The organism is Marisediminitalea oceani (assembly GCF_003731635.1).
Taxonomy (GTDB): Bacteria; Pseudomonadota; Gammaproteobacteria; order Enterobacterales; family Alteromonadaceae; genus Alteromonas; species Alteromonas oceani.
Genome location: NZ_RCUA01000032.1, coordinates 1 through 24,899, shown reverse-complemented (window position 1 = coordinate 24,899; position 24,899 = coordinate 1). Strand labels below are relative to the sequence as shown.

At 47.8% G+C, this 24,899-nt stretch carries 20 protein-coding genes and 1 rRNA gene; 14 read left to right on the top strand and 7 right to left on the bottom strand.

Going from position 1 to position 24,899, the window contains the following annotated elements:
* Positions 1–82 precede the first annotated feature (82 nt).
* From D9T21_RS09525 to D9T21_RS09485, 9 genes are all read left to right on the top strand, one after another.
* The gene (locus D9T21_RS09525; RefSeq protein ID WP_123324740.1) at positions 83–361 is read left to right on the top strand and encodes a hypothetical protein; all 279 of its coding nucleotides are present in this window, start codon (positions 83–85) and stop codon (positions 359–361) included.
* 566 nt (positions 362–927) lie between these two features.
* Positions 928–1,596: a phage shock protein PspA gene (pspA, locus tag D9T21_RS09520; protein WP_123324739.1), complete on the top strand. Its 669-nt coding sequence runs from the start codon at positions 928–930 to the stop codon at positions 1,594–1,596.
* A gap of 65 nt (positions 1,597–1,661) precedes the next feature.
* Positions 1,662–1,865, top strand: coding sequence for a PspC domain-containing protein (locus tag D9T21_RS09515; protein ID WP_123324738.1), 204 nt, complete (start codon positions 1,662–1,664; stop codon positions 1,863–1,865).
* Positions 1,865–2,191: a hypothetical protein gene (locus D9T21_RS09510; RefSeq protein ID WP_105933320.1), complete on the top strand. Its 327-nt coding sequence runs from the start codon at positions 1,865–1,867 to the stop codon at positions 2,189–2,191. Before D9T21_RS09515 ends, D9T21_RS09510 begins: the two co-directional genes overlap by 1 nt.
* 131 nt (positions 2,192–2,322) lie before the next feature.
* On the top strand, positions 2,323–3,315 hold the full coding sequence (locus tag D9T21_RS09505; protein WP_123324737.1) for a DUF2333 family protein: 993 nt from the start codon (positions 2,323–2,325) through the stop codon (positions 3,313–3,315).
* A gap of 3 nt (positions 3,316–3,318) precedes the next feature.
* Complete coding sequence (locus D9T21_RS09500) at positions 3,319–4,074, top strand: TIGR04219 family outer membrane beta-barrel protein (RefSeq protein WP_123324736.1); 756 nt, start codon at positions 3,319–3,321, stop codon at positions 4,072–4,074.
* A gap of 90 nt (positions 4,075–4,164) precedes the next feature.
* Positions 4,165–6,003 (top strand): assimilatory sulfite reductase (NADPH) flavoprotein subunit, encoded by a 1,839-nt coding sequence (locus D9T21_RS09495; protein WP_123324735.1) that lies wholly within the window; start codon positions 4,165–4,167, stop codon positions 6,001–6,003.
* Positions 6,003–7,715, top strand: coding sequence for an assimilatory sulfite reductase (NADPH) hemoprotein subunit (gene cysI / locus D9T21_RS09490; protein WP_123324734.1), 1,713 nt, complete (start codon positions 6,003–6,005; stop codon positions 7,713–7,715). The genes D9T21_RS09495 and cysI overlap by 1 nt, the downstream gene beginning before the upstream one ends.
* Positions 7,708–8,457: a phosphoadenylyl-sulfate reductase gene (locus D9T21_RS09485; protein ID WP_123324733.1), complete on the top strand. Its 750-nt coding sequence runs from the start codon at positions 7,708–7,710 to the stop codon at positions 8,455–8,457. Before cysI ends, D9T21_RS09485 begins: the two co-directional genes overlap by 8 nt.
* Before the next feature lie 12 nt (positions 8,458–8,469).
* On the opposite strand, the gene D9T21_RS09480 is transcribed toward D9T21_RS09485, so the two are convergent.
* Positions 8,470–9,372, bottom strand: coding sequence for a TIGR03899 family protein (locus tag D9T21_RS09480; RefSeq protein ID WP_123324732.1), 903 nt, complete (start codon positions 9,370–9,372; stop codon positions 8,470–8,472).
* Between the two features lie 128 nt (positions 9,373–9,500).
* Here D9T21_RS09480 and D9T21_RS09475 point away from each other — a divergent pair, with 128 nt between their 5' ends.
* Complete coding sequence (locus tag D9T21_RS09475; RefSeq protein ID WP_123324731.1) at positions 9,501–11,732, top strand: bifunctional diguanylate cyclase/phosphodiesterase; 2,232 nt, start codon at positions 9,501–9,503, stop codon at positions 11,730–11,732.
* 133 nt (positions 11,733–11,865) lie between these two features.
* Positions 11,866–12,174 carry a pyridine nucleotide transhydrogenase gene (locus tag D9T21_RS09470; RefSeq protein ID WP_123324730.1) on the top strand — a complete coding sequence of 103 codons (309 nt, stop codon included), beginning with the start codon at positions 11,866–11,868 and terminating at the stop codon, positions 12,172–12,174.
* A gap of 69 nt (positions 12,175–12,243) precedes the next feature.
* Here D9T21_RS09470 and sthA read toward each other — a convergent pair whose 3' ends face one another.
* The 4 genes from sthA to D9T21_RS09450 form a co-directional block, all read right to left on the bottom strand.
* A complete protein-coding gene (sthA, locus tag D9T21_RS09465) occupies positions 12,244–13,671 on the bottom strand; it encodes a Si-specific NAD(P)(+) transhydrogenase (RefSeq protein ID WP_123324729.1) in 1,428 nt (475 codons plus the stop codon).
* Between the two features lie 120 nt (positions 13,672–13,791).
* Positions 13,792–15,654 (bottom strand): sensor histidine kinase, encoded by a 1,863-nt coding sequence (locus D9T21_RS09460; protein WP_123324728.1) that lies wholly within the window; start codon positions 15,652–15,654, stop codon positions 13,792–13,794.
* A gap of 21 nt (positions 15,655–15,675) precedes the next feature.
* Positions 15,676–17,907 carry an EAL domain-containing protein gene (locus D9T21_RS09455; protein WP_123324727.1) on the bottom strand — a complete coding sequence of 744 codons (2,232 nt, stop codon included), beginning with the start codon at positions 17,905–17,907 and terminating at the stop codon, positions 15,676–15,678.
* A 194-nt stretch (positions 17,908–18,101) separates the two neighbouring features.
* Positions 18,102–19,229 carry an acyl-CoA desaturase gene (locus tag D9T21_RS09450; RefSeq protein WP_123324726.1) on the bottom strand — a complete coding sequence of 376 codons (1,128 nt, stop codon included), beginning with the start codon at positions 19,227–19,229 and terminating at the stop codon, positions 18,102–18,104.
* Positions 19,230–19,349: 120 nt separating this feature from the next.
* Between D9T21_RS09450 and fabR the strand changes: the two genes are divergently transcribed.
* Positions 19,350–19,976 (top strand): HTH-type transcriptional repressor FabR, encoded by a 627-nt coding sequence (fabR, locus tag D9T21_RS09445; RefSeq protein WP_105933307.1) that lies wholly within the window; start codon positions 19,350–19,352, stop codon positions 19,974–19,976.
* On the opposite strand, the gene trmA is transcribed toward fabR, so the two are convergent.
* Positions 19,973–21,073, bottom strand: coding sequence for a tRNA (uridine(54)-C5)-methyltransferase TrmA (trmA, locus tag D9T21_RS09440; protein ID WP_123324725.1), 1,101 nt, complete (start codon positions 21,071–21,073; stop codon positions 19,973–19,975). The genes fabR and trmA overlap by 4 nt on opposite strands.
* Positions 21,074–21,219: 146 nt before the next feature.
* On the opposite strand from trmA, the gene D9T21_RS09435 reads away from it, so the two are divergent.
* Positions 21,220–22,464, top strand: coding sequence for a DUF5610 domain-containing protein (locus D9T21_RS09435; RefSeq protein ID WP_123324724.1), 1,245 nt, complete (start codon positions 21,220–21,222; stop codon positions 22,462–22,464).
* 36 nt (positions 22,465–22,500) lie between these two features.
* On the opposite strand, the gene D9T21_RS09430 is transcribed toward D9T21_RS09435, so the two are convergent.
* Positions 22,501–22,989, bottom strand: coding sequence for an RNA recognition motif domain-containing protein (locus D9T21_RS09430; protein WP_123324723.1), 489 nt, complete (start codon positions 22,987–22,989; stop codon positions 22,501–22,503).
* A 469-nt stretch (positions 22,990–23,458) separates the two neighbouring features.
* Between D9T21_RS09430 and D9T21_RS09425 the strand changes: the two genes are divergently transcribed.
* A 16S ribosomal RNA gene (locus tag D9T21_RS09425) occupies positions 23,459–24,899 on the top strand; the annotation flags it as partial.

The following is a 24,899-nucleotide window of genomic DNA, read 5'->3' as shown; positions in this document are numbered from 1 at the left end:
TTAAAATTTTTTGAAAGAATGGCACAGGTTTCGCTATCTAGTGTGTAACAAATCACTTGTTTAACTAAATAGAGGAAACACCATGAAAATCAAATCAATCATCATTACTTCAGTCGTTGCTTTAGGTCTGTCTGTAAGTGCTCAGGCAAATGCCCAGGAATCAGCAGTAGAGCGTTTAATGAGTAGCCTGATCTCCAGCGCAGTATCAGTAACTCAGGCCGAAATTAGCCGTGAAGTTCAGCAAAACATTGCCAATGCCACTTACCATGTATCTCTGTCTGATGCGCCGGTAGGTAAAGTCTCTGTACAGGAACTGGCTGCCAATACTGAGCAGAACAACAACCAGGCTGATAGCGAGTAACAGGCGGCACTGGCTATGATGTTCAGCCATGCACTACTCGCCAGTTACGTAGTCCTTCTGCCGATAGTCAGCATAGGCCTCTGCGCTCTGGTGACATCCGCGATACAAAGCTACGTACAAAGGGTCAGAAACATAAGACCCCATGTCTTACTAAGGCAAATTCGAAGGCACAGGTAACCGTAAAAACGTTACCTGTTTTTTTTGCACTGCTTTTCCCCTTCTAATCTTTGCGAATCCTCCAGTCTCTGTGCGTCCTTGTGCACGTTTTACCATAATGAACCCATCACATCGCTGCTCTGAAGCTCTCTTATACGCCGACTGGTGTGGTTAATTGATGATTTAAACGCCTTAAATGGGGTTAGATTAGGGGGTTTGGTCAATTAGGCTAAGCCGTTAGTCAATTATGCCAATATGTGGTTTTGATATCGCGATATTCACTGTGAAAAACGTGCGGATTAATTTTATCCCTTTTTAATCAATGGCTTATAAGTTGGCATGCGAATTGTTATATCTAAGCAAGTGTTAAGTAACTTTTTAAAAACGTTTCGCCAATCGGAGATTTAATTATGGGAATGTTCACACGTATCAACGACATCATTCAGTCTAACATCAACGCGCTGCTGGATAAGGCAGAGGATCCTGAAAAAATGATCCGCCTGATTATTCAGGAAATGCAGGAAACCCTGGTGGAGATCCGTACGCTGGCTGCACAGCATATTGCTGAGCAAAAGCACCTTAACCGCCAGATTGATAACCTGGAAAAACGCGCCGCTCACTGGCAGGAAAATGCGGAGCTGGCAGTCAGTAAAGGTAAAGATGATTTGGCTCGTGCAGCGCTGAAAGAAAAGAAAGAGCTGGAAGCAAAACAAGCCGAACTGCAGGAGCAGTTACAGGTAATCGATGAAGCTCTGTTGAAAGTGCAGGACGATACCGGCCGTTTAAACGAGAAGTTAAACGAAGCCAAAGCCAAGCAAAAAGCGCTGGCAGTTCGTCGTCAGTCTGCCTCAGTAAGAATGCAGGCTAAACAGGCAACGCACAGTGACAAGTTAGATAGTGTGATGGGCCGTTTTGATCACTATGAACAACGGGTAGATGAACTGGAAGCACGGGTTGAAGCATACGATTTAACCGACAGCGCTTCAAAAAGCTCACTACAGGCTGAGTTCGACGCCCTGGAAAAAGACGAATCAATCGAGCAGGAACTGGCTGCGTTAAAAGCGAAAAAAGTCGCGTAAACGCATGATGGCCCGCACTGTGCGGGCCTCGCAACCAACCAGGTCATTCAAGCAGGAGTAAGGTTATGAAAACTATTTATGAAAAAAAACGTGTATCAAGAGATTTAGGTCGGGCTGTTATTTCAGGTGTGTGTGCTGGTGTAGCCCGCTATGCTGACATCGATCCGGTTTGGGTTCGCGCCGGTGCCGCTTTAGGTTTAGTGTTCATGCCAATGATTACTCTGCCTGCTTATGTTGCGGCGGTGATCCTGTTACCAAGGAGAGCATAATGAAAAACTTTATTCTTGCCATCCTGATTGCCATCGTGCTGACCAAGGTTTTGGGCGGTGTGGCATCCGACTGGTTTGATTTACACCTGGTCATGGGTGACGAACTGGTAAGTGGTACGCTGGAATGGATAATTATGGCCGGAGTTGGTGTACTGTTAGTGGTTATTGGCTTTGTGGTCGCCATGAGCATTGCCGCTGCCCTGGGCATCGCCGCCATTGCGGTACTTGGCGGACTGGTGTTTGCCGGACTGGGTGTGTTCTGGCCGGTATTGTTAATCGTTGCCATTGTAATGCTGGTAGGGAAGTCAAATAACGCAACAGCCTGATTCCCCCTTCGCCAGCCTCTACCAACTACCGTGGATTTACTTTCAGAGATGAACAACTTAGCATAATGAGCCATACTTTGAATGTATGGCAGGTTGTTCACCTGAAAGGCCAATCGCAAACAAGGAAAACTATGAAACAGTATTTAAATGTAAAAACCATTAGTATTACCGTAGGTGTTTTGTTTCTGCTTCTTTGGCTGGTTGGTTTTTACTGGAGTTTCGAACCCGATACTTTCGACGTTAGAGCTAATGCCAGAGCGCAAATGAGCAGCACCAATGCGCAACCGGTGCCAGGCTATACCGTTACAACCACATTAATTACTGTTGCCGATACCCTCATGGATAAACCGGGCGGCTACTTATCAAACGACGTAATGCCGCCTTCCGTATTCCTCGACAACATGCCCAGCTGGGAATTCGGGGTACTGGAAATGGTTCGGGACATGTCGTTATCCATGCGTAAGGATTTTAGCCGCTCTCAGTCGCAGTCGGTTGAGAATCCGCATCTGGTAAAAGCGCAGCCAAAATTCAACATCGACAGCCGCAACTGGCTGTTTCCTTCGGCTGAGTCACAGTACTCAGAAGCCATTGAATATCTGGGGCAGTATCGTGACGATCTGGCCGATCCCACGCTTGGCGACAGCCAGTTTTATACCCGTGCCGATAACCTTCGTGAGTATTTAAAACAGGTTGAGAAAAAGCTTGGCAGTTTGTCACAGCGACTCAGCGCCAGTGTTGAGGCCGAGCGGGTAAATACCGATCTGGCCGGTGATAAGTCGGCGTCTAACAGCACACCGCGCCCCAACTCGATTCAAACCCGTACCAGCTGGTGGCAACTGGATAATGTATTTTATGAAGCCAGAGGGTCTACCTGGGCACTTTTACATCTGCTGAAAGCCATTGAAGTAGACTTTGCCAGTGTTCTGGAAAACAAGAACGCGTTAGTGAGTTTACAACAGATAATCAAAGAGTTAGAAGCAACTCAACAGACTATCTGGAGCCCGATGATTCTTAATGGCAGTGGCTTTGGTATGTTAGCTAATCACTCGTTAGTAATGGCGAACTATATTTCTCGTGCAAATGCAGCCATAATTGAGTTGTCTGAATTACTCAATCAAGGATAAACGATGAAAAAACGTGTCATTGCCGCCGCTCTTGGGGCGTTATGTCTTGCCCCTGCCACTCACGCAGATACGCTGCTTGGGCTCTACGCTGGCGCTCAGGGATGGAACACTTCAACTTCGGGCGGTTTCTCAGAAACCTCTAACACGGCTGATTTTGATTTTGACAGCACCACCAATGCATCTGTATACGTTGCGTTTGAACACTTTGTACCGCTGGTTCCTAATGTAAAAGTTAACTACCTGCAACTGGATACCGACGGTGTAACTAATCTGAATGCGGCCTTCGAATTTGAAGGCACTGTATACGAAGCCAACACGTCGTTATTAACCGACGCGAGCATCGATAGCGCCGACCTTATTCTGTATTACGAGATCTTCGATAACGATCTGGTTAGCTTTGATATTGGTGTTAACGGCAAATATATCGACGGCACATTTTATGTTGAAGACGTTGATAGCGGCGAAAGTGGTGAGGCATCGTTTAAAGGTATTATTCCAATGGCCTACAGCCGAGTGGAGTTTGGCCTGCCATTCACAGGCTTAGGTGTTTACGCTGAAGGTAGCTATCTGAGCTTTGATGATCACGAGGTTCGTGACATTCAGGCTGCGCTAACTTACTCTTTTGTCGAGAATTTAGCTATCGATATGACCTTACAGGTAGGCTATCGCGACATCACTGTAGACATTGAAGATCTGGACGATATCTACGCCGATCTGGGCTTCGACGGCGTCTTTGCCGGTCTTGAAATTCACTTCTAGTATTTTAAGATATAAAAAAGTAATTTTAATTCTTTCCAGTTATCAAGAAAACTCATTAGCCTAGTAGTATGCAAATAAGGCTAATGAGTTATGTCAGCAAATTCTAACAACCAAAACACTTCAGTCGGTGCACCGGGAGCAATTCTGAGTGAACCGCAATGGAATGCGATCACCCAGTCGATCTCTGGGCTGAGCGCACAGCAATTAACCTGGGTAAGTGGTTACCTGGCGGGTCTGGCAGCGTCCGGACAAGCGTTACCGCAAGGGCAGGCTGCAGCCGTGCCAGCGGCGGCCGGAGAAGCGCCGGTATTAACCATTTTATTCGGCTCTCAAACCGGTAACGCAAAGGGCATTGCCCAGTCGTTACAGGCAAAGGTTGAAGCGGCAGGTTACTCCAGCAAATTAATCAGCATGGCCGATTACAAACCGCGCCAGATTAAAAATGAAACTCACCTGGCCATTGTGGCCAGTACCCATGGTGAAGGCGAGCCGCCTGATGATGCCATTGAGTTACATGAGTTCCTTGGCACTAAGAAAGCCCCTAAAGTTGATAAGCTGAAATACGCAGTGTTGTCGCTGGGTGATTCAAGCTATGAATTCTTCTGCCAAACCGGCAAAGATTTCGACGAGCGTCTGGCGAAGCTGGGCGGTAAGCTGGTTGTGCCTCGCGTAGACTGCGATGTGGATTATGAAGCTGAAGCCGAGGCCTGGGTTGCCAAACTGATCGAAACGTTAAAAGACGATTTCACTTCAGCTGGTTCTGCCGCCGTTGCCATGCAAACTGGTTCTGCAGTCGCCGCCGGCACTGCGGCGCAGGTATACACTAAGAAAGCGCCTTATCAGGCAACCTTATTAACCTCGCAAAAAATTACGGGCCGTGATTCGGTTAAAGATATCCGTCACATCGAAATCAGCCTGGAAGATTCTGGTATTACTTATCAGGCCGGTGACGCATTGGGCATTTGGTTTAAGAACGATGCAGCACTGGCCGACGAGATTATCACTCTGATCCAGGCCTCTGCCGATCAGGAAGTCACCGTTGCCGAACACACGCTGTCGTTTAAAGAAGCGCTGATCAATAAACTGGAGCTTACCCTGAGTTATCCGGGTTTTGTAAAGGCGTATCAGGAAGCCTCCGGCTGTGAAGCATTAGCGAAGTTGCTGGAAGACAAAGCTGCGCTGCGTGACTATCTGGCCGATCGCCAGATTATCGATATTGTTCGTGACCATCCGCATCCGGTTACGGCTGAGCAGTTTGTGGCAGCTTGTCGTCCGTTAACGCCGCGTCTGTACTCGATTGCATCAAGCCAGTCAGAAGTAGAAGACGAAGTGCATTTAACCATTGCCCACGTTGATTACGATGCCTTTGGTAATCGTCATCAGGGCGGCGCATCAGGCTATCTGTGTGAGCGTCTTGAAGAAGGCGGTGAAGTAGAAGTGTTTGTTGAGCCAAACGATAACTTCCGACTGCCGGAAAATCCGGATACGCCGGTGATCATGATTGGTCCGGGTACCGGTATTGCACCGTTCCGCTCATTTATGCAGGAACGTGATGCCCAGGGCGCCGAAGGGAAGAACTGGTTGTTCTTTGGCAACCCTCACTTTACTCAGGACTTCCTGTATCAGCTTGAGTGGCAGGGCTACGTGAAAAGTGGCCTGCTGAGCAAAATCAGCCTGGCCTTCTCGCGTGATCAGAAAGACAAAATTTATGTTCAGCATCGCTTGCTTGAAGAAGGCAAGGACGTTTACCAGTGGTTAGAAGAAGGCGCTCACCTGTATGTGTGTGGCGATGCTAACCAAATGGCCAAAGATGTTGAAAGTGCGCTGCTTGAAATCTTCAGGACCCACGGTGGTAAGAGTGACGAAGAAGCTAAGGCTTACTTACTGTCACTGCGCAAAGCAAAACGATATCAGAAGGATGTCTACTAATGAGCGATACTAAGTCTCCTTTTATTGTTGAAGGCAAACTGGCCGACAACGAACGCCTTAAGGCAGAGAGTCGTCATCTGCGCGGCACCATCGAGCAGGATCTCAAGGATCCGTTAACCGGTGGCTTTACCGCCGATAACTTTCAGCTGATCCGCTTTCACGGTATGTATCAGCAGGACGACCGTGACATCCGCGCTGAGCGTACCAAGCAAAAACTAGAGCCATTGCATAACGTAATGCTGCGTGCCCGTTTACCGGGTGGTGTGTGTAACCCTGAGCAGTGGCTGGCCATCGACAAGTTTGCCGATGAGTACACCATGTACGGCAGTATTCGTTTAACAACCCGTCAGACGTTTCAGTTTCACGGCGTGTTAAAGCCAAATATCAAGCTGATGCACCAAACCCTTAATTCTGTAGGGATTGACTCAATCGCTACCGCGGGTGACGTTAACCGTAACGTGCTGTGTACCTCTAATCCGGTTGAATCGGAAGTACATCAGCAGGCTTACGACTGGGCCACTAAGATTAGTGAGCATTTACTGCCTAAAACTCGCGCCTACGCTGAGATTTGGCTAAATGGTGAGAAAGTAGAAACCACCGATCAGGAGCCAATCCTGGGTGATACCTACTTACCCCGTAAGTTTAAAACCACCGTGGTTATTCCGCCGCAAAACGACGTAGACGTTCACGCTAACGACCTCAACTTTGTGGCCATTGCCGAAAACGGCAAGCTGGTGGGCTTTAACGTATTAGTGGGCGGTGGCCTGGCCATGACTCATGGCGACAAAACCACCTTCCCGCGTAAGGCCGACGATTTTGGTTTTATCCCGTTAGAGCATACGCTGGCGGTTGCTGAAGCCGTGGTAACCACTCAGCGTGACTGGGGTAACCGGGTGAATCGTAAAAATGCGAAAACCAAGTATACCCTTGAGCGTGTTGGTGTGGATAACTTCCGCGCTGAAGTCGAAAAGCGTGCCGGTGTTACCTTTGCTGAAAGCAAGCCTTATGAATTCACCAGCCGTGGCGATCGCATTGGCTGGGTAGAAGGCATCGACGGTAAATTCCACTTAACGCTGTTTATCGAAAACGGCCGGATCCTGGATTATCCGAATAAGACCCTGAAAACCGGTTGCCGCGAAATTGCCAAAATCCATAAAGGTGATTTCCGCATGACGGCTAACCAGAACCTGATTGTGGCGGGCGTACCAGCCGATCAGAAAGAGGCTATTGAAGCGCTGGCCAGAGAGCACGGTTTAATTCAGCCTGACGTATCGGCACAGCGTTTAGATTCCATGGCTTGTGTAGCGTTACCAACCTGTCCGCTGGCAATGGCGGAAGCCGAGCGCTTCCTACCCGGTGCAGTAGACCTGCTCGACGAGTTAATGGCTAAGCACGGTCTAAGCGACGACAGCGTGATCTTCCGGGTAACCGGTTGTCCGAATGGTTGTGGTCGCGCCATGCTGGCTGAAGTCGGTTTGGTAGGTAAAGGCCCGGGCCGTTACAACCTGCACTTAGGTGGTAACCGCGAAGGGACCCGTATTCCTCGTATGTTTAAAGAAAACATCACCGAGCAGGAAATCATGACTATTCTCGATGAGCTTCTTGGCCAGTGGGCCGGCTCGCGTGAAGCGAATGAGTCATTCGGCGATTTCGTAGTGCGCACAGGCGTGATTGCCCCGGTGATCAACTCCGCTCAGGATTTTTATGACTGATCACGATCTTCAATCGATTCGTCGACCGGTTACCTCTGATACTACTGACGAGGAACTGGCGGCGATCAATCAGGTGCTGGAAACACTGGATGCGTCAGCACGTATCCGGTGGGCCTTGGAGTATTTGCCGGGTAACCATATTGTGTCGTCAAGCTTTGGCGCGCAGTCTGCTGTTATGCTGCATTTACTTACCCAGGCAAAGCCTGATATTCCGGTTGTGTTAACCGATACCGGTTATCTGTTTCCGGAAACGTACCAGTTTGTCGACGAACTGGCAGAGCAGCTCAAGCTCAACTTAAAGGTGTATCGCAGCGATATCTCACCCGCCTGGCAAGAGGCGCGTTTCGGCCGCTTGTGGGAGCAGGGCATCGACGGTATTGAGCGTTACAACAAGATGAACAAAGTTGAGCCTATGCAACGGGCGTTAAAAGAGCTTGAGGCACAAACCTGGTTTGCCGGATTGCGTCGTAGCCAGGCTGATACGCGTCAGCATTTGCCCGTACTGCAGCGCTCTGGCAACCAGTTTAAGCTGTATCCGATTATCGACTGGTCGAATAAAGACCTGCATTATTACCTTAAAGATAATGGCTTGTCTTACCATCCACTATGGGAGCAGGGTTATGTTTCCATTGGTGACTGGCATACCACCCAGTCATTGCAGGAAGGGATGAGCGAGCAGGATACCCGTTTCTTCGGGCTTAAACGCGAATGCGGCCTGCACGAATTCGGTGACGGTATCTGAAAAAATGGTTGTTTACTCCACACTGAAATGTGGGGTAAACAGCGATTTAATATGCGCAGTAAACGCCTCAGACTTTTGTTTTGGTAACAAGCGTGCCAACTCACTGCCCACCGAAGTAAATTTATAATACGTCATCAGCAATTGCTTACTTCGCGCTTCTAACGTCAAACTTTGCGTTGAAAACTTCAGTGCCATGGATGTTCCCTTGTCCAGCAGACCGCTTTCTATTTCGGTTGCATACAATAATTTCATGCTGCCCAGTGCCAGAATATCAGTGTAAGACAAGCCAAACTGAGCCAGTTGGGTTTGTGCTGCCGGGGCCGGAAACAGGGCATTAAGTAAACCGGGTTGTTGATGGTATCCGGTAATAATAATTGGTGCAGGGTCGTTGTTGCGCCGGCAGGCTAACTGGCAGGCCTTGCTGAATAACCCCGCATCTCGTTGGGTGAGTTTTGTCAGCGTTTCCAGACTCCGCAGCGAAAAGCTGCCAGGCCGCTGCACCTCCACTGCCAGAATCTTGCCCCACAATTCCTGCATGGTAGGCGAGTAAATATTTTCAGCCATGGAAATAAACGAATGAAACCAGTCCGGGTCGATCTGCTCCTGAGACTGCTCACCGCTGGATACGGATAAAGCTACCGACATAATCTTTTGCAGGTTAGCCAGTCGTTTTTGTTCACGCAGGCGTTGATACTGCGCTATTTGCCGGGACGGCTGAGTGGAGTAATCCAGCGCCGATTGCTCAATGCCGATGGATGAAAACCAATGAGTTATGCGGTGTTGAGTTGAACTACTATGCTGTGTGGAGCGGCGTTTGGCGGATGAAGTTTCTTCACTGGCAGGCTTGGGGACTTTACGTTCCTTACCGGTAGCGCTGGTCCACTGCGTGGCTGATGTGTGCGTGGGTATTTTCATCTCATAACATTCGCCATAAACACATAACTAAAAATACCCTGTTTCGACTTTAGTGTATAGGAAGTTTACTATGCAAAGGTCTATATTAGGGGTAGGATACTAATAATATTGGTCACAACGTAAACAAGATGTCCGCGGAATACGATAACGACGAGCTGGTATTTCTTGATGAAGACACCCATCAGGAATTAGAACAGAGCAATAAAAGAGAATGGAATATCTTGATCGTTGATGATGATGAAGAAATCCATACCGTTACCCGCCTGGCCTTATCCGATCTTGAAGTTCACGACCGCACGTTAAATTTTCTCCATGCCTATTCCGGCAAAGAAGCCAAAATCATACTCGATGAATACGGCAGCAGCATTGCTATTATTTTGCTCGATGTAGTGATGGAAACCGATGACGCCGGCCTGACAGTAGTACGCTATCTGCGTGAAACACTGAACCACCATGAACCGCGCATAATTCTGCGTACCGGCCAGCCAGGTTTTGCCCCTGAAGAAGAAGTCATTAAAACCTATGATATTAATGACTACAAAACCAAAACAGAGTTGACCCGGGCAAAACTGCTTACCACTGTCATTTCTTCGGTACGGTCATATCAGCAAATTCTGACCATTAATCAAAGCCGGATTGGGTTACAAAAAATCATCCACTCAGCCTCCAATCTGCTGGAAGAACATTCCATCAAAGGATTTTGTGAGGGGATCGTTACTCAAATCAGCTCGATGGTAGGGCTCGAAGCCGAAGGCATTGTGTGTGCCCGGGCGGGGTCCGTGCTCGACCGCGACGATGATGGCGTTTACGTGCTCGGCGCGGCCGGCGATTACGCCACCTACATTAACGAACGTATCGAGTCATTGCATAATGCCCTGATAGTAGAGCATGTCAGCCGCTGTTTACGGCTTAAGAAGCATATCTTTGAAGCCGGCGTATCTGTGCTTTATTTAAATAGCTCAGGCTTTGAAGCCGCTGTGTACTTAAACCTGCACAGTGAAATCAGCGAATTGGATAAACAACTGCTGGAAGTGTTCCTGTCGAGCATTTCTGTAGGTTATGAAAACGTGTATCTGTTTCATGAGCTCAGAAACGCTGCCTTCAGAGACTGGCTTACACGGCTACCCAACCGTAACGAATTTATTAATATTCTCGACCACTCAAAAAACTACCACACCCAGGAGCAGCTCTGCGCAGCGTTAATTGATATTAACCAGTTTTCAGATATCAACGACGGATTAGGGCAGGAAGCCGGTAACGAACTTCTGAAAGCCGTAGCGCAGCGGTTAAATAACTGCTTTGGTGCAGAAGTTAAGAAAAGCCGAATAGCAGCAGACGTGTTTGGTCTGTTTGGTAAAGCTGAGGAGGTGACTCCGGCACTCATTAATCAGGCTTTTCAGCAGCCCTTCAGTGCCGGTGATAACACCATGCCACTGAATGTCACTATTGGTTTGTGTCTGCTGGGGCGTAAGCCGGAAGCCGGCGTGGATATTCTCAAGCGAACCAATATTGCACTAAACCGGGCCAAGAAAATCCCTACCACTAACTTTGAGTATTTTGCTCCGGAAATCGAAGAGCAAACTACCTGGCGACTGCATATGATCCGTCGCCTGCGCAACGATTTTACTGCCCGCAAACTGGAGCTCTGGTTTCAGCCGCAGGTCGACCTTTCCAGCGAAAAAGTGATTGGCATGGAAGGCTTATTGCGCTGGCCCGATGGTAACGGCGGCTTTATTTCACCGGCTGAGTTTGTGCCTCTGGCCGAATATTCAGGGCTGATCGTTGATATTGGCTACTGGGTTGTTGAGGAGTCTTGTAAACGTCTGCAGGAACTGGCGAATCTGGGTTATCCGAACTTACGGGTAGCGGTAAATGTGTCGATTCCGCAGTTCAGGGATCCGCAGTTTGTTAAAAGCATCAAACGTTTAATTACCGAATCTGGTATCAGCCCCAGTTTGCTTGAGCTCGAAATTACTGAGAGTGTGGTGATGGATGAACCACAAATCGTCATCGATGCACTCACCGACCTGAAACAATTTGGCGTTACCATCGCCATTGATGATTTTGGTACCGGCTTTTCGTCTATGAGTTACCTGCAAAAGTTACCTCTGGATCGGCTTAAGGTAGACCGCTCCTTTGTGGCCGAAATCCGTCCCGGCGAAACCGCCTTCATTGCTGAGACCATTGTGACTCTCGGCAGTAAACTAGGCCTTACCACCATTGCCGAAGGCATTGAAAAACGCGAGCAGGCGAGCTTTATGATCAAGCTCGGCTGTGATGAAGCTCAGGGATATCTGTTTGGTCGCCCCATGCCATTTACCAGCCTGGTAGAGTTTCTGGCCGAAAGAAGAGCAGACTAAACGCAATTATCGAAATTTTTTTGCTTTGTTACACTCACTGTAATATTACTGTCATATAGCTGTGATTTAGCGTTTGCTAATTGGACAAAAATACAGTAAAGTAAAATTATCGTTAACAAAAGGAGATTATCTCATGCGTAAAGTTGTATTAGCATCACTGTTGCTTGCTGGAGCTAGTGTGGCGCATGCTGACACCGGTAACGATAAAGCATTTTCTTGTATGGATGCGCAGACGTTTGAAATTAATAGTACATGTATGGTTGATAAAATCAGCAACAACATGGACTTCCAGGCTGCTCAACAAACTATTGTTGAAGCTGCTGATACCAACAGCAGCAAGTACGCGATGGCAACTATGACTTTTAATGTCGAAGAAATGACTATCGATATCGTCGCTCACAGAGACGCACTGTTAGTGCGTAACGCCACCGAGCAGAAATAGCCTTCAGCATTGACTGAATAAAAAAAACCGGAGTTTATCTCCGGTTTTTTTCGTTTAAGGGCCTGATAATTAATCAGTAAATACCCGGTTTAAACCGTTGAGTGCAGCGACCCGATAGGCTTCTGCCATGGTGGGGTAGTTAAACGTGGTATTGATGAAATACTCAATAGTGTTACTGGCACCCTGTTGCTGCATAATCGCCTGGCCGATGTGAACAATCTCCGAAGCACGTTCACCAAAGCAGTGAATACCCAGCACTTCTTTGGTCTCACGGTGAAACAGAATTTTTAAGCTGCCTACCTGAGTGGATGCAATCTGTGCTCTGGCCAGATGTTTAAACTGAGCACGGCCTACTTCGTAAGGGATCTTAAGCTGGGTGAGCTCCTGCTCATTTTTACCCACCGAGCTAATTTCCGGAATGGTATAGATGCCGGTGGGAATATCTTCAACCAACTGCGCATTAGCGTTGCCGTGCAACATGGCTTCAGCAGCGAAGCGACCCTGGTTATAAGCGGCTGATGCCAGACTGGGGTAGCCAATTACATCACCGATGGCATAAATGTTATCTACCTCGGTCTGATAATTGTGGTTAACTTTAAGCTGGCCACGAGAATCGGCTTTCAGACCGATGTTTTCCAGCTTGAGCATATCGGTGTTACCGGTTCTACCGTTTGCAAACAGCAGGCAGTCGGCGCGCATCCGTTTTCCGGATTCCAGGTTCAGGATAACCGAGTCTTCTCTGCCTTCAACTGAGCTGTAGGTTTCGGTATGGCGGATCACCACGCCGTTATTCCATAAGTGATAGCTCAGGGCGTCAGAAATCTCGGCATCAAGAAAAGACAACAACCGATCGCGCATATTCACCAGGTCGACTTTTACGCCCAACCCACGGAATATCGACGCGTATTCAGTACCGATAACCCCGGCACCATAGATAATGATGGACTGCGGTTCATGGTCGAGGTTTAAAATGGTATCCGAGTTATAAATTCTCGGATGGTTAAAGTCGATGTCCTTGGGACAATAGGGGCGGGAACCGGTAGCAATAGCGGTTTTTTCGCCGGTGATAATTTCTTTAGAGCCATCGTTGCGGGTGATTTCAATGGTGTGAGCATCAATAAAACTCGCTTCGCCATGAATCAACGTGACTCTGTTGCGGTCGTAAAAAGTAGAACGAAGCCGGGTCTGACTACGAATAACGCCGCTGGCATGTTTCATAATGTCGGAAAAGGTCAGACTGCGGGATACGTGATTATCGGCGAATAACGGCGTGTTGTTATATTCAATTAAACGACTCACCGAATGCCGTAACGCCTTTGACGGGATGGTTCCCCAGTGCGTACAGCCTCCACCCACTGCATGATATTTCTCTATTACTGCGACCCGTTTGCCTGCCTTGGCCAGCTGCATTGCAGCACCTTCACCACCAGGACCGGTACCAATAACGATCGCATCAAATTGATAGTTGGGTTTAGCTGTTTTCTTTTTGGTTGTCATAATTGTGCGCTGTTCAACTTGCGTTAAGTGAATGAGTGGGAGATATCAAAATTATAGTAGCAAAAAATACTGATATGTTTAGGATTTTCTGCCGGACTATCGCCCTGAAGGGGTCTCTCTTCAGGTAAATGGGTTTTCCGGGATCTTATCTTTGGCTATTTGCTCTGCCAGTTTGCGCGCCGAACGGAATGTCAGCTCAAAAGTGGTACCCACGCCAGGTGATGATTCAACCTTAATATCACCGGAAAAAGCCTGTTCAATCCAGACCCGGGCCATATGCAAACCCAGCCCGGTGTGTTCCTGTTGCCGTTTGGAGGTAACAAAGGGCTCAAAAATATGTGGTAGCTCATCAGCCTTAATGCCTTTGCCGTTGTCGCGGATAGTCACCACCACATCACGACCACGGTAATCACAGCTTAATTCCAGGCATGCCCCGGCCATATTCTCAAACGCATGATCGATAGCATTGCTAATAATAATCTGCACTATCTGACTAAACGCGCCGGCATAACCGGTAAGGGTGATATGGTTTGGAAGCTTATTTTCGAGCCTTATGTTTTGCTTGTGCAGCATGCCGTGCATCGACTTGCAGAGGTCATCAAGGTGCTGGGCCACATTAAATGTATTGAGTTCATTATTGGCCCGTTCGAAAGTAAGGCGTTTAAAACTCTGGATCAACTCGATAGCCCGCTGATTATTACGCTGAGCCTGTTGCAAGGATTTACCAGACTGCTCCAGGTAGTTGTCGAATGCCGATTTGGTCAGGCCGGTGTTCTTATTTTCTATCAAATTATCCAGTAACGACGCCTGACTGGAGAGTGCCAACTGAGTCGCTCCCACCGGGGTATTCAGCTCATGGGCAAGGCCCGCCACCATAATGCTCAACGATGACAGCTTTTTGGTTTCGGCCAGTTCATTAATAAGCGAAGACTGCCGCTCCAGTGTGGTTTTAAGATTGTCGCGTTCATGCTCCAGTTTCACACTCAGTTCGTTAACTTCACGTAGGTGCCGCGAGTACAAGGTAAGCAAAATCATACCTGCAATGCCCGTGGCAATCGCCAGTAACGCAGCCCGAAGCAGTGCCTGATTTTTAAGGCTACTTAGCACCAAGGGAGCGGTTTGAGTGATGACGACAATATCCTGCAAGCTGGATTCGCTTTGATAAGGCGATTCGATACGCTGCGCGGCATAAAGTTGATTGTTATCTTCAGCGCCCTGCGCGAGTCCGTCATCCTCTATTAACTTCACTAATTTCGGCAGGTCCGTCTCAATACCCGTCGCTTCCAGGTTAAGGTCGCTGCGCCAGAGCTGGCTATTATCCGGGTGAACTATCCAGCGGTCTTCACCGGCAGCTACCAATAACTGAATGTTAGTTTCACTAAGAGCCGCCACTTCATTCAGTAATGAGCGTAAATCAAAATTAATGACCAACAGGCCATCGCCCATGCTTGCTAAGCTGGCCTTAATTACACCACGTAAAGTGGGTTGAAATGGTCGCTCTACCTTGCCTTGCTCCACATTGAGGTCAATTTGAGAAATAAATACTTCATCGTCAGCCAGTGCGAGGCCGGCCTCAACATAGTAGCGGTTCCGTTTGTTTTGCAACTCGTCGGTGAGTACTGCCACTACGTTATTGTCTGCAGTTTTATTGAGTCTGACCTGCTCAAAGCCTTGTTCGTCAATCCAGCGAACCTGCAGAGTGTCACTGTAAAGCTTAAACATGGAGATCATGGCAGGCTCAAGCTCAGCTTGTGTGGGTTTGAGTAACTCAAGTTCGTGACGAAATAATCGGATTTGCGTTTCTACCAGACTGAGGCGGGTATTAATCAGCAGGGCTGCCTGGTCGATAAGCGCGCTCTGGCGAATTTCATAAGGCTGTTTTAATTCATTAAGGCGATCAACAAAAGCCAGGCGAAATACCAGTCCACACACCAGCACAACAAAAAATAACCACAGGTATCGCCAACGGGCCGGTATAAACAAGGTACTTCCTTCTTATTCAGGTTAAGTTTTAGCCAGCCAGTCTAACAGCTCGTCCATCGGCATGGGTTTGGCAAAATAATACCCCTGAGCATGCTGATATCCGTTGTCCATTAACAGCTGTCGCTGCTCCTCAGTCTCTACGCCTTCGGCAATAAGCTTAAAGGCAAAACGCTCGGCAAGGCGGGCAATCATCTGCACTATGTGCAGGGCCTTGTCTTTATTCTCAGCGGTAAGATCGTTTACAAATTTCTGGTCGAGTTTAATGGTGGTTGCGGCTAAATCGGCCAGCTGCGATAGCGAGGAATAACCGGTACCAAAATCGTCAATGCTCACGCCTACGCCTTTATCGATAAAAGAACGGAGCAAAGGATTTATAACCGTGTAATCTTCGGTGGCTTGAGTTTCGGTGACTTCGATATCCAGTAAGGATGCATCAATTTCGTGTTCATCGATGCAGCGGTTAATTTCGTTAAAAATAATCGGGCTCACCACATCGCTGTTGGCGAGGTTAAACGAAACCGGTAGCGAGTAACCCTCGGCTTGTAAGCGTTGAATCACTTCAATGGTTTTTGCCAACACCATCTCAGAAATTTCGAGGCTCAGGCCTGAGGCCTCGGCAATGGGAATAAACTCTGATGGCGGGCACAGGGTATTGTCTTCCATGCGCCAGCGCAGCAAAGCCTCAAAGCCAACCGGCTTGCCCGTTGCCAGATTAACTTTGGGTTGAAGTACCAAAAAGAACGATTCTCTGGTAGTCAGCGCTTTCTTTAATGCAGTGAGAATACGCATACGATTGGCGAGTCGCTGAATAAGCGCATAGTCAAAGTTATAAACATCTACGCCTGAACTACGAGCTTTGCCCAGTGCTGTATTGGCCAATACAAGCACTTCGGCAAGGCTTAAAGACTGGGTATCTTTAAAATCCATTGCGCCTACCTGGAATTGTAACTGGATATCCAGTTCATCCATTTCCATGGTGGTGTTACGAATGGTTTTGAGCTTATCCTCGCCTGGTTTGTTGTCGAGGGTAAAAACCAGGGCAACGGTTTCTCTGTCCCACACGGCTAGCAGGTAATGCTTAGGGAGCTGCTCGTTAATGAATAAGCAGAATGCCTTAAACATTTTGGTGGCATAATCATGCCCTGCGATCATCTCTGCCGTCTCGTAATTAAGTAACCGGAACAGTACTAAGGAACTGTTATTAATATGATAGGTAGATTGCTGCCCCAGTTCTCTCGCCAGCCAGTTAAAGTTATGGATACCGGTGGGTGTGTCGAGGTAGGCTAACTGACTAAGCTTGTTCATCAGCGCCTGATTAACAAAGCCAGAACTGATATTTTCGGCAAATGCCTGCAATAAGTTGAGGTGATTGCTATCCAACGCATGCGGCGAGTCAACCAGCATCAGGTACTGTTTCTCATCGTGCTCGCTGGTATCAAAAAACAGCAGGGTAAAGTCGTTCTCAAAGATGTGTTGTTGTGTTTGCCACGCCTCAAATATAGCTTTTTCTACCCGTTGCTTTCTGTCTTCGTCGTAAACACTAAAGACATTTTCGAGCCTGGCATCAATCAATTCTCGAAAGTGACTACTTGCTGCCACAATGGGGGCGAGCTGCAAACTTTCGATGCCCGTTTTGACTATGCAAACGATGCCGCCGGTATTTGGCACATTAATAACCCGGGCAATTTCCTCTAACACCGTGTGTGCAAACTCTGAGGTATCCTGCCTGGCAGTGAGCGAGCGTGATGCGTCAACAATCATTTGCAACCCACGCCGGGCTATTTGGAGTTCCTGGGATATTTGCCAGGTTCTTAGATTGCTGACAACAACGCTCTTGAGTTTATCCGCGCTCAGGTCGGTTTTGTTCCAGTACTCAGAAATGTTGTATTCGTTAATGGCTTTGTCGTGGGGTTTAACGCCAGGCTGGCCGGTAAGCACCACTATGCGTACCAGTTCGTCGCCAATAACGTTGCGTATGGTGTCGATAAGGTAAAAACCGGCGTCGTCAGTTTCCATGACAATATCGAGCAGGATCAGGCTGATGTCCTGTCGCTTGGATAAGATAGTTGCCGCAGATGCCGCAGAAGAAGCACGTAATAGCTCTATTTTTCGCCCTTCAAAGGCCACTTCTTGTAAAGCGGATTCCAGTACGTCCTGATAGGGCTGGTTATCCTCTACACTTAACACTACCCAGTTTTTTTGTGATGGGCCTGCGGTATCTTCCTCTGCGCTAAACTCAAACAGCTCGTTCATTCACTTTCCCTCACCTCCTGACTGTATTCATATTCCGTGCAGTTTTGCGTTGAAATAAATATTGGGGGCTACAGGAATAAGTTTTGACGAAGATTGGGAAAGATCAAGTCAGGAAGAAAGAAGTTAGCGGAAAGTATAACGCACAGAAAGTGCGTGGTGGGCATAAACCCACCACGGGTAACGCGGATAATAGATTAACTAAAAGCAAATTCCATCTGGCTCAGCTTAAGCCACTTTTCTTTTTGCAATAGTAAGGATTGCTTAAGCTCTTTGTATTTAAAGTCCAGCTCAAGCCGCTCCATGCTTTTCAGCAGGTGCTTTTTGCGCAACGCCATAATACGCTTTTTAGTGGTGTAGTAGTCGGTCATCTTCTGCATCAGCACGTCATATTCGTGTTGCAGGGTTTGCATCACTTCTTCTGCGTTAGGCAGTTTAGACACCTTCTGGCTGGCATATTTTAATTGCATCGCCAGACGTGCTTTTTCAATACGCTCTTCGGGGCAGGTACGCAGGTTTTTGGTTAACCCCACGTAAGAAAGCCCTTTAATTAACCATTTGGTTGGATCGTACTGGTACCACTTAATACCGTTGCGGTAATCATATTCAAAGATATGATGGTAGTTATGGTACCCCTCACCAAAGGTGAACAGTGCGATAACGCCGTTGTCCCGGGCGGTGTTAGTATCGGTGTAGGGACGGCTGCCCCAGATGTGCGCCAGGGAATTGATAAAGAAGGTTACATGGTGAACCATTACGAGGCGGAATACACCGGCAATCAGAATCATGCTCAGAACATCACCATTGATCCAGCCAAGTAATGCCGTAATACCAAAGTTTGCAGCTAGCACGATAGCCAGATAGTGATTATGTTGCCACATAACCACTTTATCTTTGAGCAAATCCTTACAGTTACGGTAATCACCATAACTCTCGGCCTGATACTCGCGCAGCATCCAGCCCATGTGTGAAAACCAGAAACCTTTTTTAGCCGAATACGGGTCTTTGTCGTTCACATCAACATGGCGATGGTGTACCCGGTGATCTGACGACCAGTGCAAAATACTGTTTTGTAGTGCCATGGCGCCGCCAATGGCCAGGAAAACTTTTACAACAGGATGAGCCTCGTAGGTTTTATGCGCCCACAGGCGATGGTAACCGGCAGTAATCGACATGCCAGTAACAAAAAACAGCACCACGGTAGTGATGATTTCAGTGGTATCAAATCCGTATGAGAATGCCCAGAATGGAACTCCTACAAATGCGATAAGTCCGGTCACCACAAAGACCAGCACATTAGTAACGATTAAACGTGGCTTATTCATTGATTTCTATCTCAGCTTACAACTGTACGCTAATTTAGCTTTAAAAGAGGTGTTTCGCAAGGGAAATACCGTTAAGATTAGTCTTAAGAATAAGCCATAGGTATCAGTCGGGGACAGTCGTTGAGCCGTCAGGAACAAAAACAAAAAACCAGGCAAAATATAATAGCCGGGGCATTTCAGTTACTTAACGAAAATCGCACCCTGTCGGCCATCAGCCTGCGGGAAGTCGCCCGGGAAGCCGGCATTGCGCCAACGTCTTTTTACCGTCACTTTAAGGATATGGACGAACTGGGGCTAACCCTGGTGGATGAAGCTGGTCTAGCCTTGCGCCAGTTAATGCGCCAGGCCCGGCGACGGATTGCATCCGGTGGGGGCGTTATTGATACGTCGGTGGATACCTTTATGGAGTTTATCTCTGCCAACAGTAACGTCTTTCGTTTGTTGCTGCGTGAGCATACCGGCACGTCGGCCGCTTATCGCCTGGCGGTGTCCCGTGAAATTCAGCATTTCACCGACGAACTGAGCGACTACATCATTGAACAGCTGCGCATTCCCCATGACATTGCCGTGTTACAGGCAGAAAGCATGGTACGGCTGGTGTTTAGTGCCGGCGCCGATGCCCTGGAAGCCGACACCATTTTGAAAAATGACATCAGCGACCGACTTAAGCGCCAGTTACGGTTTATTCAACTGGGCAGTCTGGCCTACTGGCAAACCATGCCAGAGGCGCAAACACAAAAGTCTTAAGCTTTGCGGGTGAGCAACACACCTGATTCCATGTGCTCGGTGAAAGGGAACTGATCAAACAAGGCAGCCCTGCTTACTTCATGGGTTGCTGATAGCGCTTCAAGGTTGTCAACCAGCGTGTGCGGGTTACACGATATATAGATAATGTTGTCAAACTGACTGATCATTTGTGTGGTGGCGGGATCCAGCCCCGCTCGAGGCGGATCTACCAGCACCGTATTAAATTGCCGCTCAGCCAGCTCAATGCCTTTTAACCGTTCAAACTGGCGTTTACCGGCTAATGCCTCAACAAACTCCTCAGCAGATAGCCGGGCTATCTGGACATTATCAATCTGGTTGACTGCAATATTAAACTGCGCTGCTTCCACTGAAGGCTTTGCTATTTCTGTGCCCACTACATGATTAAAGTGCGCGGCCAGCGGAATAGAAAAATTTCCCGCGCCACAGTAAAGCTCCAGCAGATCGCCGGTTAACCCCTGGCTTTGTGCAATCGCCCATTCAATCATATGGGTATTCACATAGGCATTAGGTTGGGTAAAGCTGTTTTCGATATGTTTAAACTGGTAGGTTGTTCCGTCGGCGGGCAACTCTTCAATAATAAAGTCGTCACCAAGGATGATCTTTTGTTTGCGGGCACGGCCGATAACGCTGACCTTAAACTCTTTATTCAATTCGCTGCGCAGTGCTTCGGCCTGAGCCTGCCATTCGTCATCTAACTGGCGATGGTAAAGCAGGCTGATTACACACTCCTGCGATAAGCCGCTGAGAAAATCGACCTGAAACAACTTTTTGCGCAGCACAGCGTTGGGCTTTACCAGCTCAATAATACGTTGCATTAACGTATTAATGGTTTCTGAAGCCGCCGGGAATTCATCTACCCGGTAGGGGGTCTTGGTTTCTTTATTAAACATAATGTAATAAAGGTCATCACCGTCATGCCATACGCGGAATTCACTTCGCATGCGGTAATGTTGCTCCGGCGACGGGTAAACATCCAACGCTTGTTTATAAAAAGGGCTCAGCAGCGACGTTAAGGTGTCGACTTTTGCCTGAAGCTGGTCCTGATAGGTGATGGTAGTAGTTGGTGCTGTGCTCATTTTGTTCCCCGTACCGCATTTGCAGCGGCATTGTAGAGACTTTTCAAAAAACTTCCAATGTAGCGGCGTTAAGCTAATTATGTATTAAAATTAAACAATCCTCATTAACTGCCGATAACACTAGTGAGGTGTGAGAGGATAAGATTATGAGTGTGGATTCAATTCCAGCTGCAAAAGGCGGCCAGGCGACCGTTGAAAAGCCTGACGTTGCCCTTAAAAAGCAGCTTCAACAAGAAGGCTTGCGTCAGGCACGCGAGTTTCAACAAAGTAGTCAGGCAACACAAGTGACTGTGTCACAAACCCGGGTGGGCAGTACCGTACTGGTGAGCTCCCTGGAACAGGAAGTTGTGTTAAACGAAAGACGCTTCGATAACCGACAGTTCGATAAGGCTGAGGAAAACAAATCTGCCTTTGACTTTGAGAAGGTCGCTTCTAATGTGCTGAAGTTTGTCGGCGGTGTTGTGCGTGGTGCAGCGAAAAGTGGTGCAGATGAAGCACAGCTTACCGATCTGCTTGGTCAGGCCCGCTCCGGAGTGGCCAAGGGCATTGCGCTGGCAGAAAAAGACCTGGCCGGGTTTATGAACCCGGAGATCACCGATGGTATTCGCAACAGTAAAGAAGCTATCGGCGAAGGTATCGATAACATCGAGAAAGAAGTTCTATCGCCGTTTCGCGGTACCATGGAAGTGGGCGCATCGTTATCTGCTCAGTATGCCCAGTCACAGTCAGGCGGGTTAAAGATAACCACCAAAGACGGTGACGAGGTAGAAATCAACTTTGGTCAGTCGCGTCAGTATCAGTACAGTGCCAGCGAACGTATAACGTCGTCAGTAAATAGTAATGGAGATGCTAATGCTCCTGCGGCGCCGCAAAGCGATGTTGTTGCCCAGCGCTCACTGAATGTGCAGTTCTCAGAATACCGTGGTATCAGTTTTTCTGTGCAGGGCGAACTGGACGATGATGAACTCGGCGCAATCTCTGATTTGGTTAAGCAAATTACTGATGTCAGCAAATCATTCTTTAAAGGAGATTTGGATATTGCGCTGGATAAAGCCCTGGATCTGGGATATGACGAAAAAGAACTGGCGGGTTTTGCATTAAAGCTTAACAGTCGTGAAGTTGTCAGCGAAAAGATCTCGGCTTATAAAGAAGTCAGTGATGGGGATTCATCAGAGCTTAAAAAATACATGCGTCCTATTAAAGAATACATGGATGAGCTGAAGTCATTAAATCAGTTACTCGATACGACGTTAAAAGACGGTGAAGGATATAAAGAGTTGGTCACCGGTGTTATTAATCAGATGAAAGAGGTGCACGTGCCGGATGTGCTTTCGGCGATAAACCGCTTCCATTTATTTAATGGGCGTATCAACGCACTTAAAGCTGAATAGAAAAAAGGCCCCTTAATAGGGGCCTGCTTAGATGGGTTAGTCAGTGACTTTGTCTTTAGCCGGTCGGACCTTCAAAGTACGATCCTGAAATACCGAATCATTAAACTGACCGATAATGGCCTCAACGTCACCATCGATGACTTCAATAAAACCATATCCTTTACGCTTACCGGTTTTCTTATCCTTCATTAACCGTACCGATTGAATACGAATGTGATCTTCAAAGTAAGCTTTTACTGCTGCTTCATTGGCTTTGTACGGGAGGTTACCTACATATAATGTAGAAACGTTATCAGACGAAGAGTCGGCGCTGTGATTAGTGGTGGGGGCAGAAGTCTGAGAATGGCTTTGCTTATTAGTCCCTATAAAAGAAGCTATCCATGGCGTAACAATACCACTAATCAAAAGAGACAAAGCAACCATGGTAGGTGCCTGCCCTTCAAATGAAACCTGTTGAGTAATTACAAATCCTAAAACAGCCAGAACAAGACTGACTAAAAAACACTGCATTAAGCTGACTTTCATAATGCTACCTTAATAATTGTTATGAGAAAAAAGTGTCGGCTATCTAAATTTTACTCATTTATAACAAAATGAACAATATTGATTCACATATATAGACAAAAGAATAACTCTTCATATGCCTTTTGCTGTAAAAATAGACGCTTAACACCTATTTCGACAAAAAACCGTTAAAAAGACAAAAAAAGGCTTGATCAAAATAATCGGGTCTGTAGAATGCGCGCCAGTTTCGAGGGACACAGAGCAATAAGCGAAGACGTCAATCAACGTAAAAACTTAAAAAATAAATTAAGAAAAAGCATTGACATCGAAACTAAACAGCGTATTATACGCATCCCGCTTCGGCAGGTTCTGAAAGAACGCTGAAGCAGCAGAACGACGTTCTGCATTGTTCTTTAACAATTTATAACAAGACAATCTGTGTGGGCACTCATTAAGAGTGTCAACAACGACAATTCAAAATTTCGATATTTAATTGAAGAGTTTGATCATGGCTCAGATTGAACGCTGGCGGCAGGCCTAACACATGCAAGTCGAACGGTAACAGGATTAGCTTGCTAATCGCTGACGAGTGGCGGACGGGTGAGTAATGCTTGGGAACTTGCCTTCGGGAGGGGGATAACAGTTGGAAACGACTGCTAATACCGCATAACGTCTACGGACCAAAGCGGGCTTCGGCTCGCACCTGAAGAGAGGCCCAAGTGAGATTAGCTAGTTGGTAAGGTAAAGGCTTACCAAGGCGACGATCTCTAGCTGTTCTGAGAGGAAGATCAGCCACACTGGGACTGAGACACGGCCCAGACTCCTACGGGAGGCAGCAGTGGGGAATATTGCACAATGGGGGAAACCCTGATGCAGCCATGCCGCGTGTGTGAAGAAGGCCTTCGGGTTGTAAAGCACTTTCAGTTGTGAGGAAAGGTTGGTAGTTAATACCTGCCAGCTGTGACGTTAACAACAGAAGAAGCACCGGCTAACTCCGTGCCAGCAGCCGCGGTAATACGGAGGGTGCGAGCGTTAATCGGAATTACTGGGCGTAAAGCGCACGCAGGCGGTTTGTTAAGCTAGATGTGAAAGCCCCGGGCTCAACCTGGGATGGTCATTTAGAACTGGCAGACTAGAGTCTTGGAGAGGGGAGTGGAATTCCAGGTGTAGCGGTGAAATGCGTAGATATCTGGAGGAACATCAGTGGCGAAGGCGGCTCCCTGGCCAAAGACTGACGCTCATGTGCGAAAGTGTGGGTAGCGAACAGGATTAGATACCCTGGTAGTCCACACCGTAAACGCTGTCTACTAGCTGTTTGTGAATTTAATTCGTGAGTAGCGAAGCTAACGCGCTAAGTAGACCGCCTGGGGAGTACGGCCGCAAGGTTAAAACTCAAATGAATTGACGGGGGCCCGCACAAGCGGTGGAGCATGTGGTTTAATTCGATGCAACGCGAAGAACCTTACCTACACTTGACATGCAGAGAACTTTCCAGAGATGGATTGGTGCCTTCGGGAACTCTGACACAGGTGCTGCATGGCTGTCGTCAGCTCGTGTCGTGAGATGTTGGGTTAAGTCCCGCAACGAGCGCAACCCTTGTCCTTAGTTGCCAGCATTTAGTTGGGCACTCTAAGGAGACTGCCGGTGACAAACCGGAGGAAGGTGGGGACGACGTCAAGTCATCATGGCCCTTACGTGTAGGGCTACACACGTGCTACAATGGCATATACAGAGGGAAGCGAGACAGTGATGTGGAGCGGACCCCTTAAAGTATGTCGTAGTCCGGATTGGAGTCTGCAACTCGACTCCATGAAGTCGGAATCGCTAGTAATCGCAGGTCAGCATACTGCGGTGAATACGTTCCCGGGCCTTGTACACACCGCCCGTCACACCATGGGAGTGGGATGCAAAAGAAGTAGTTAGTCTAACCT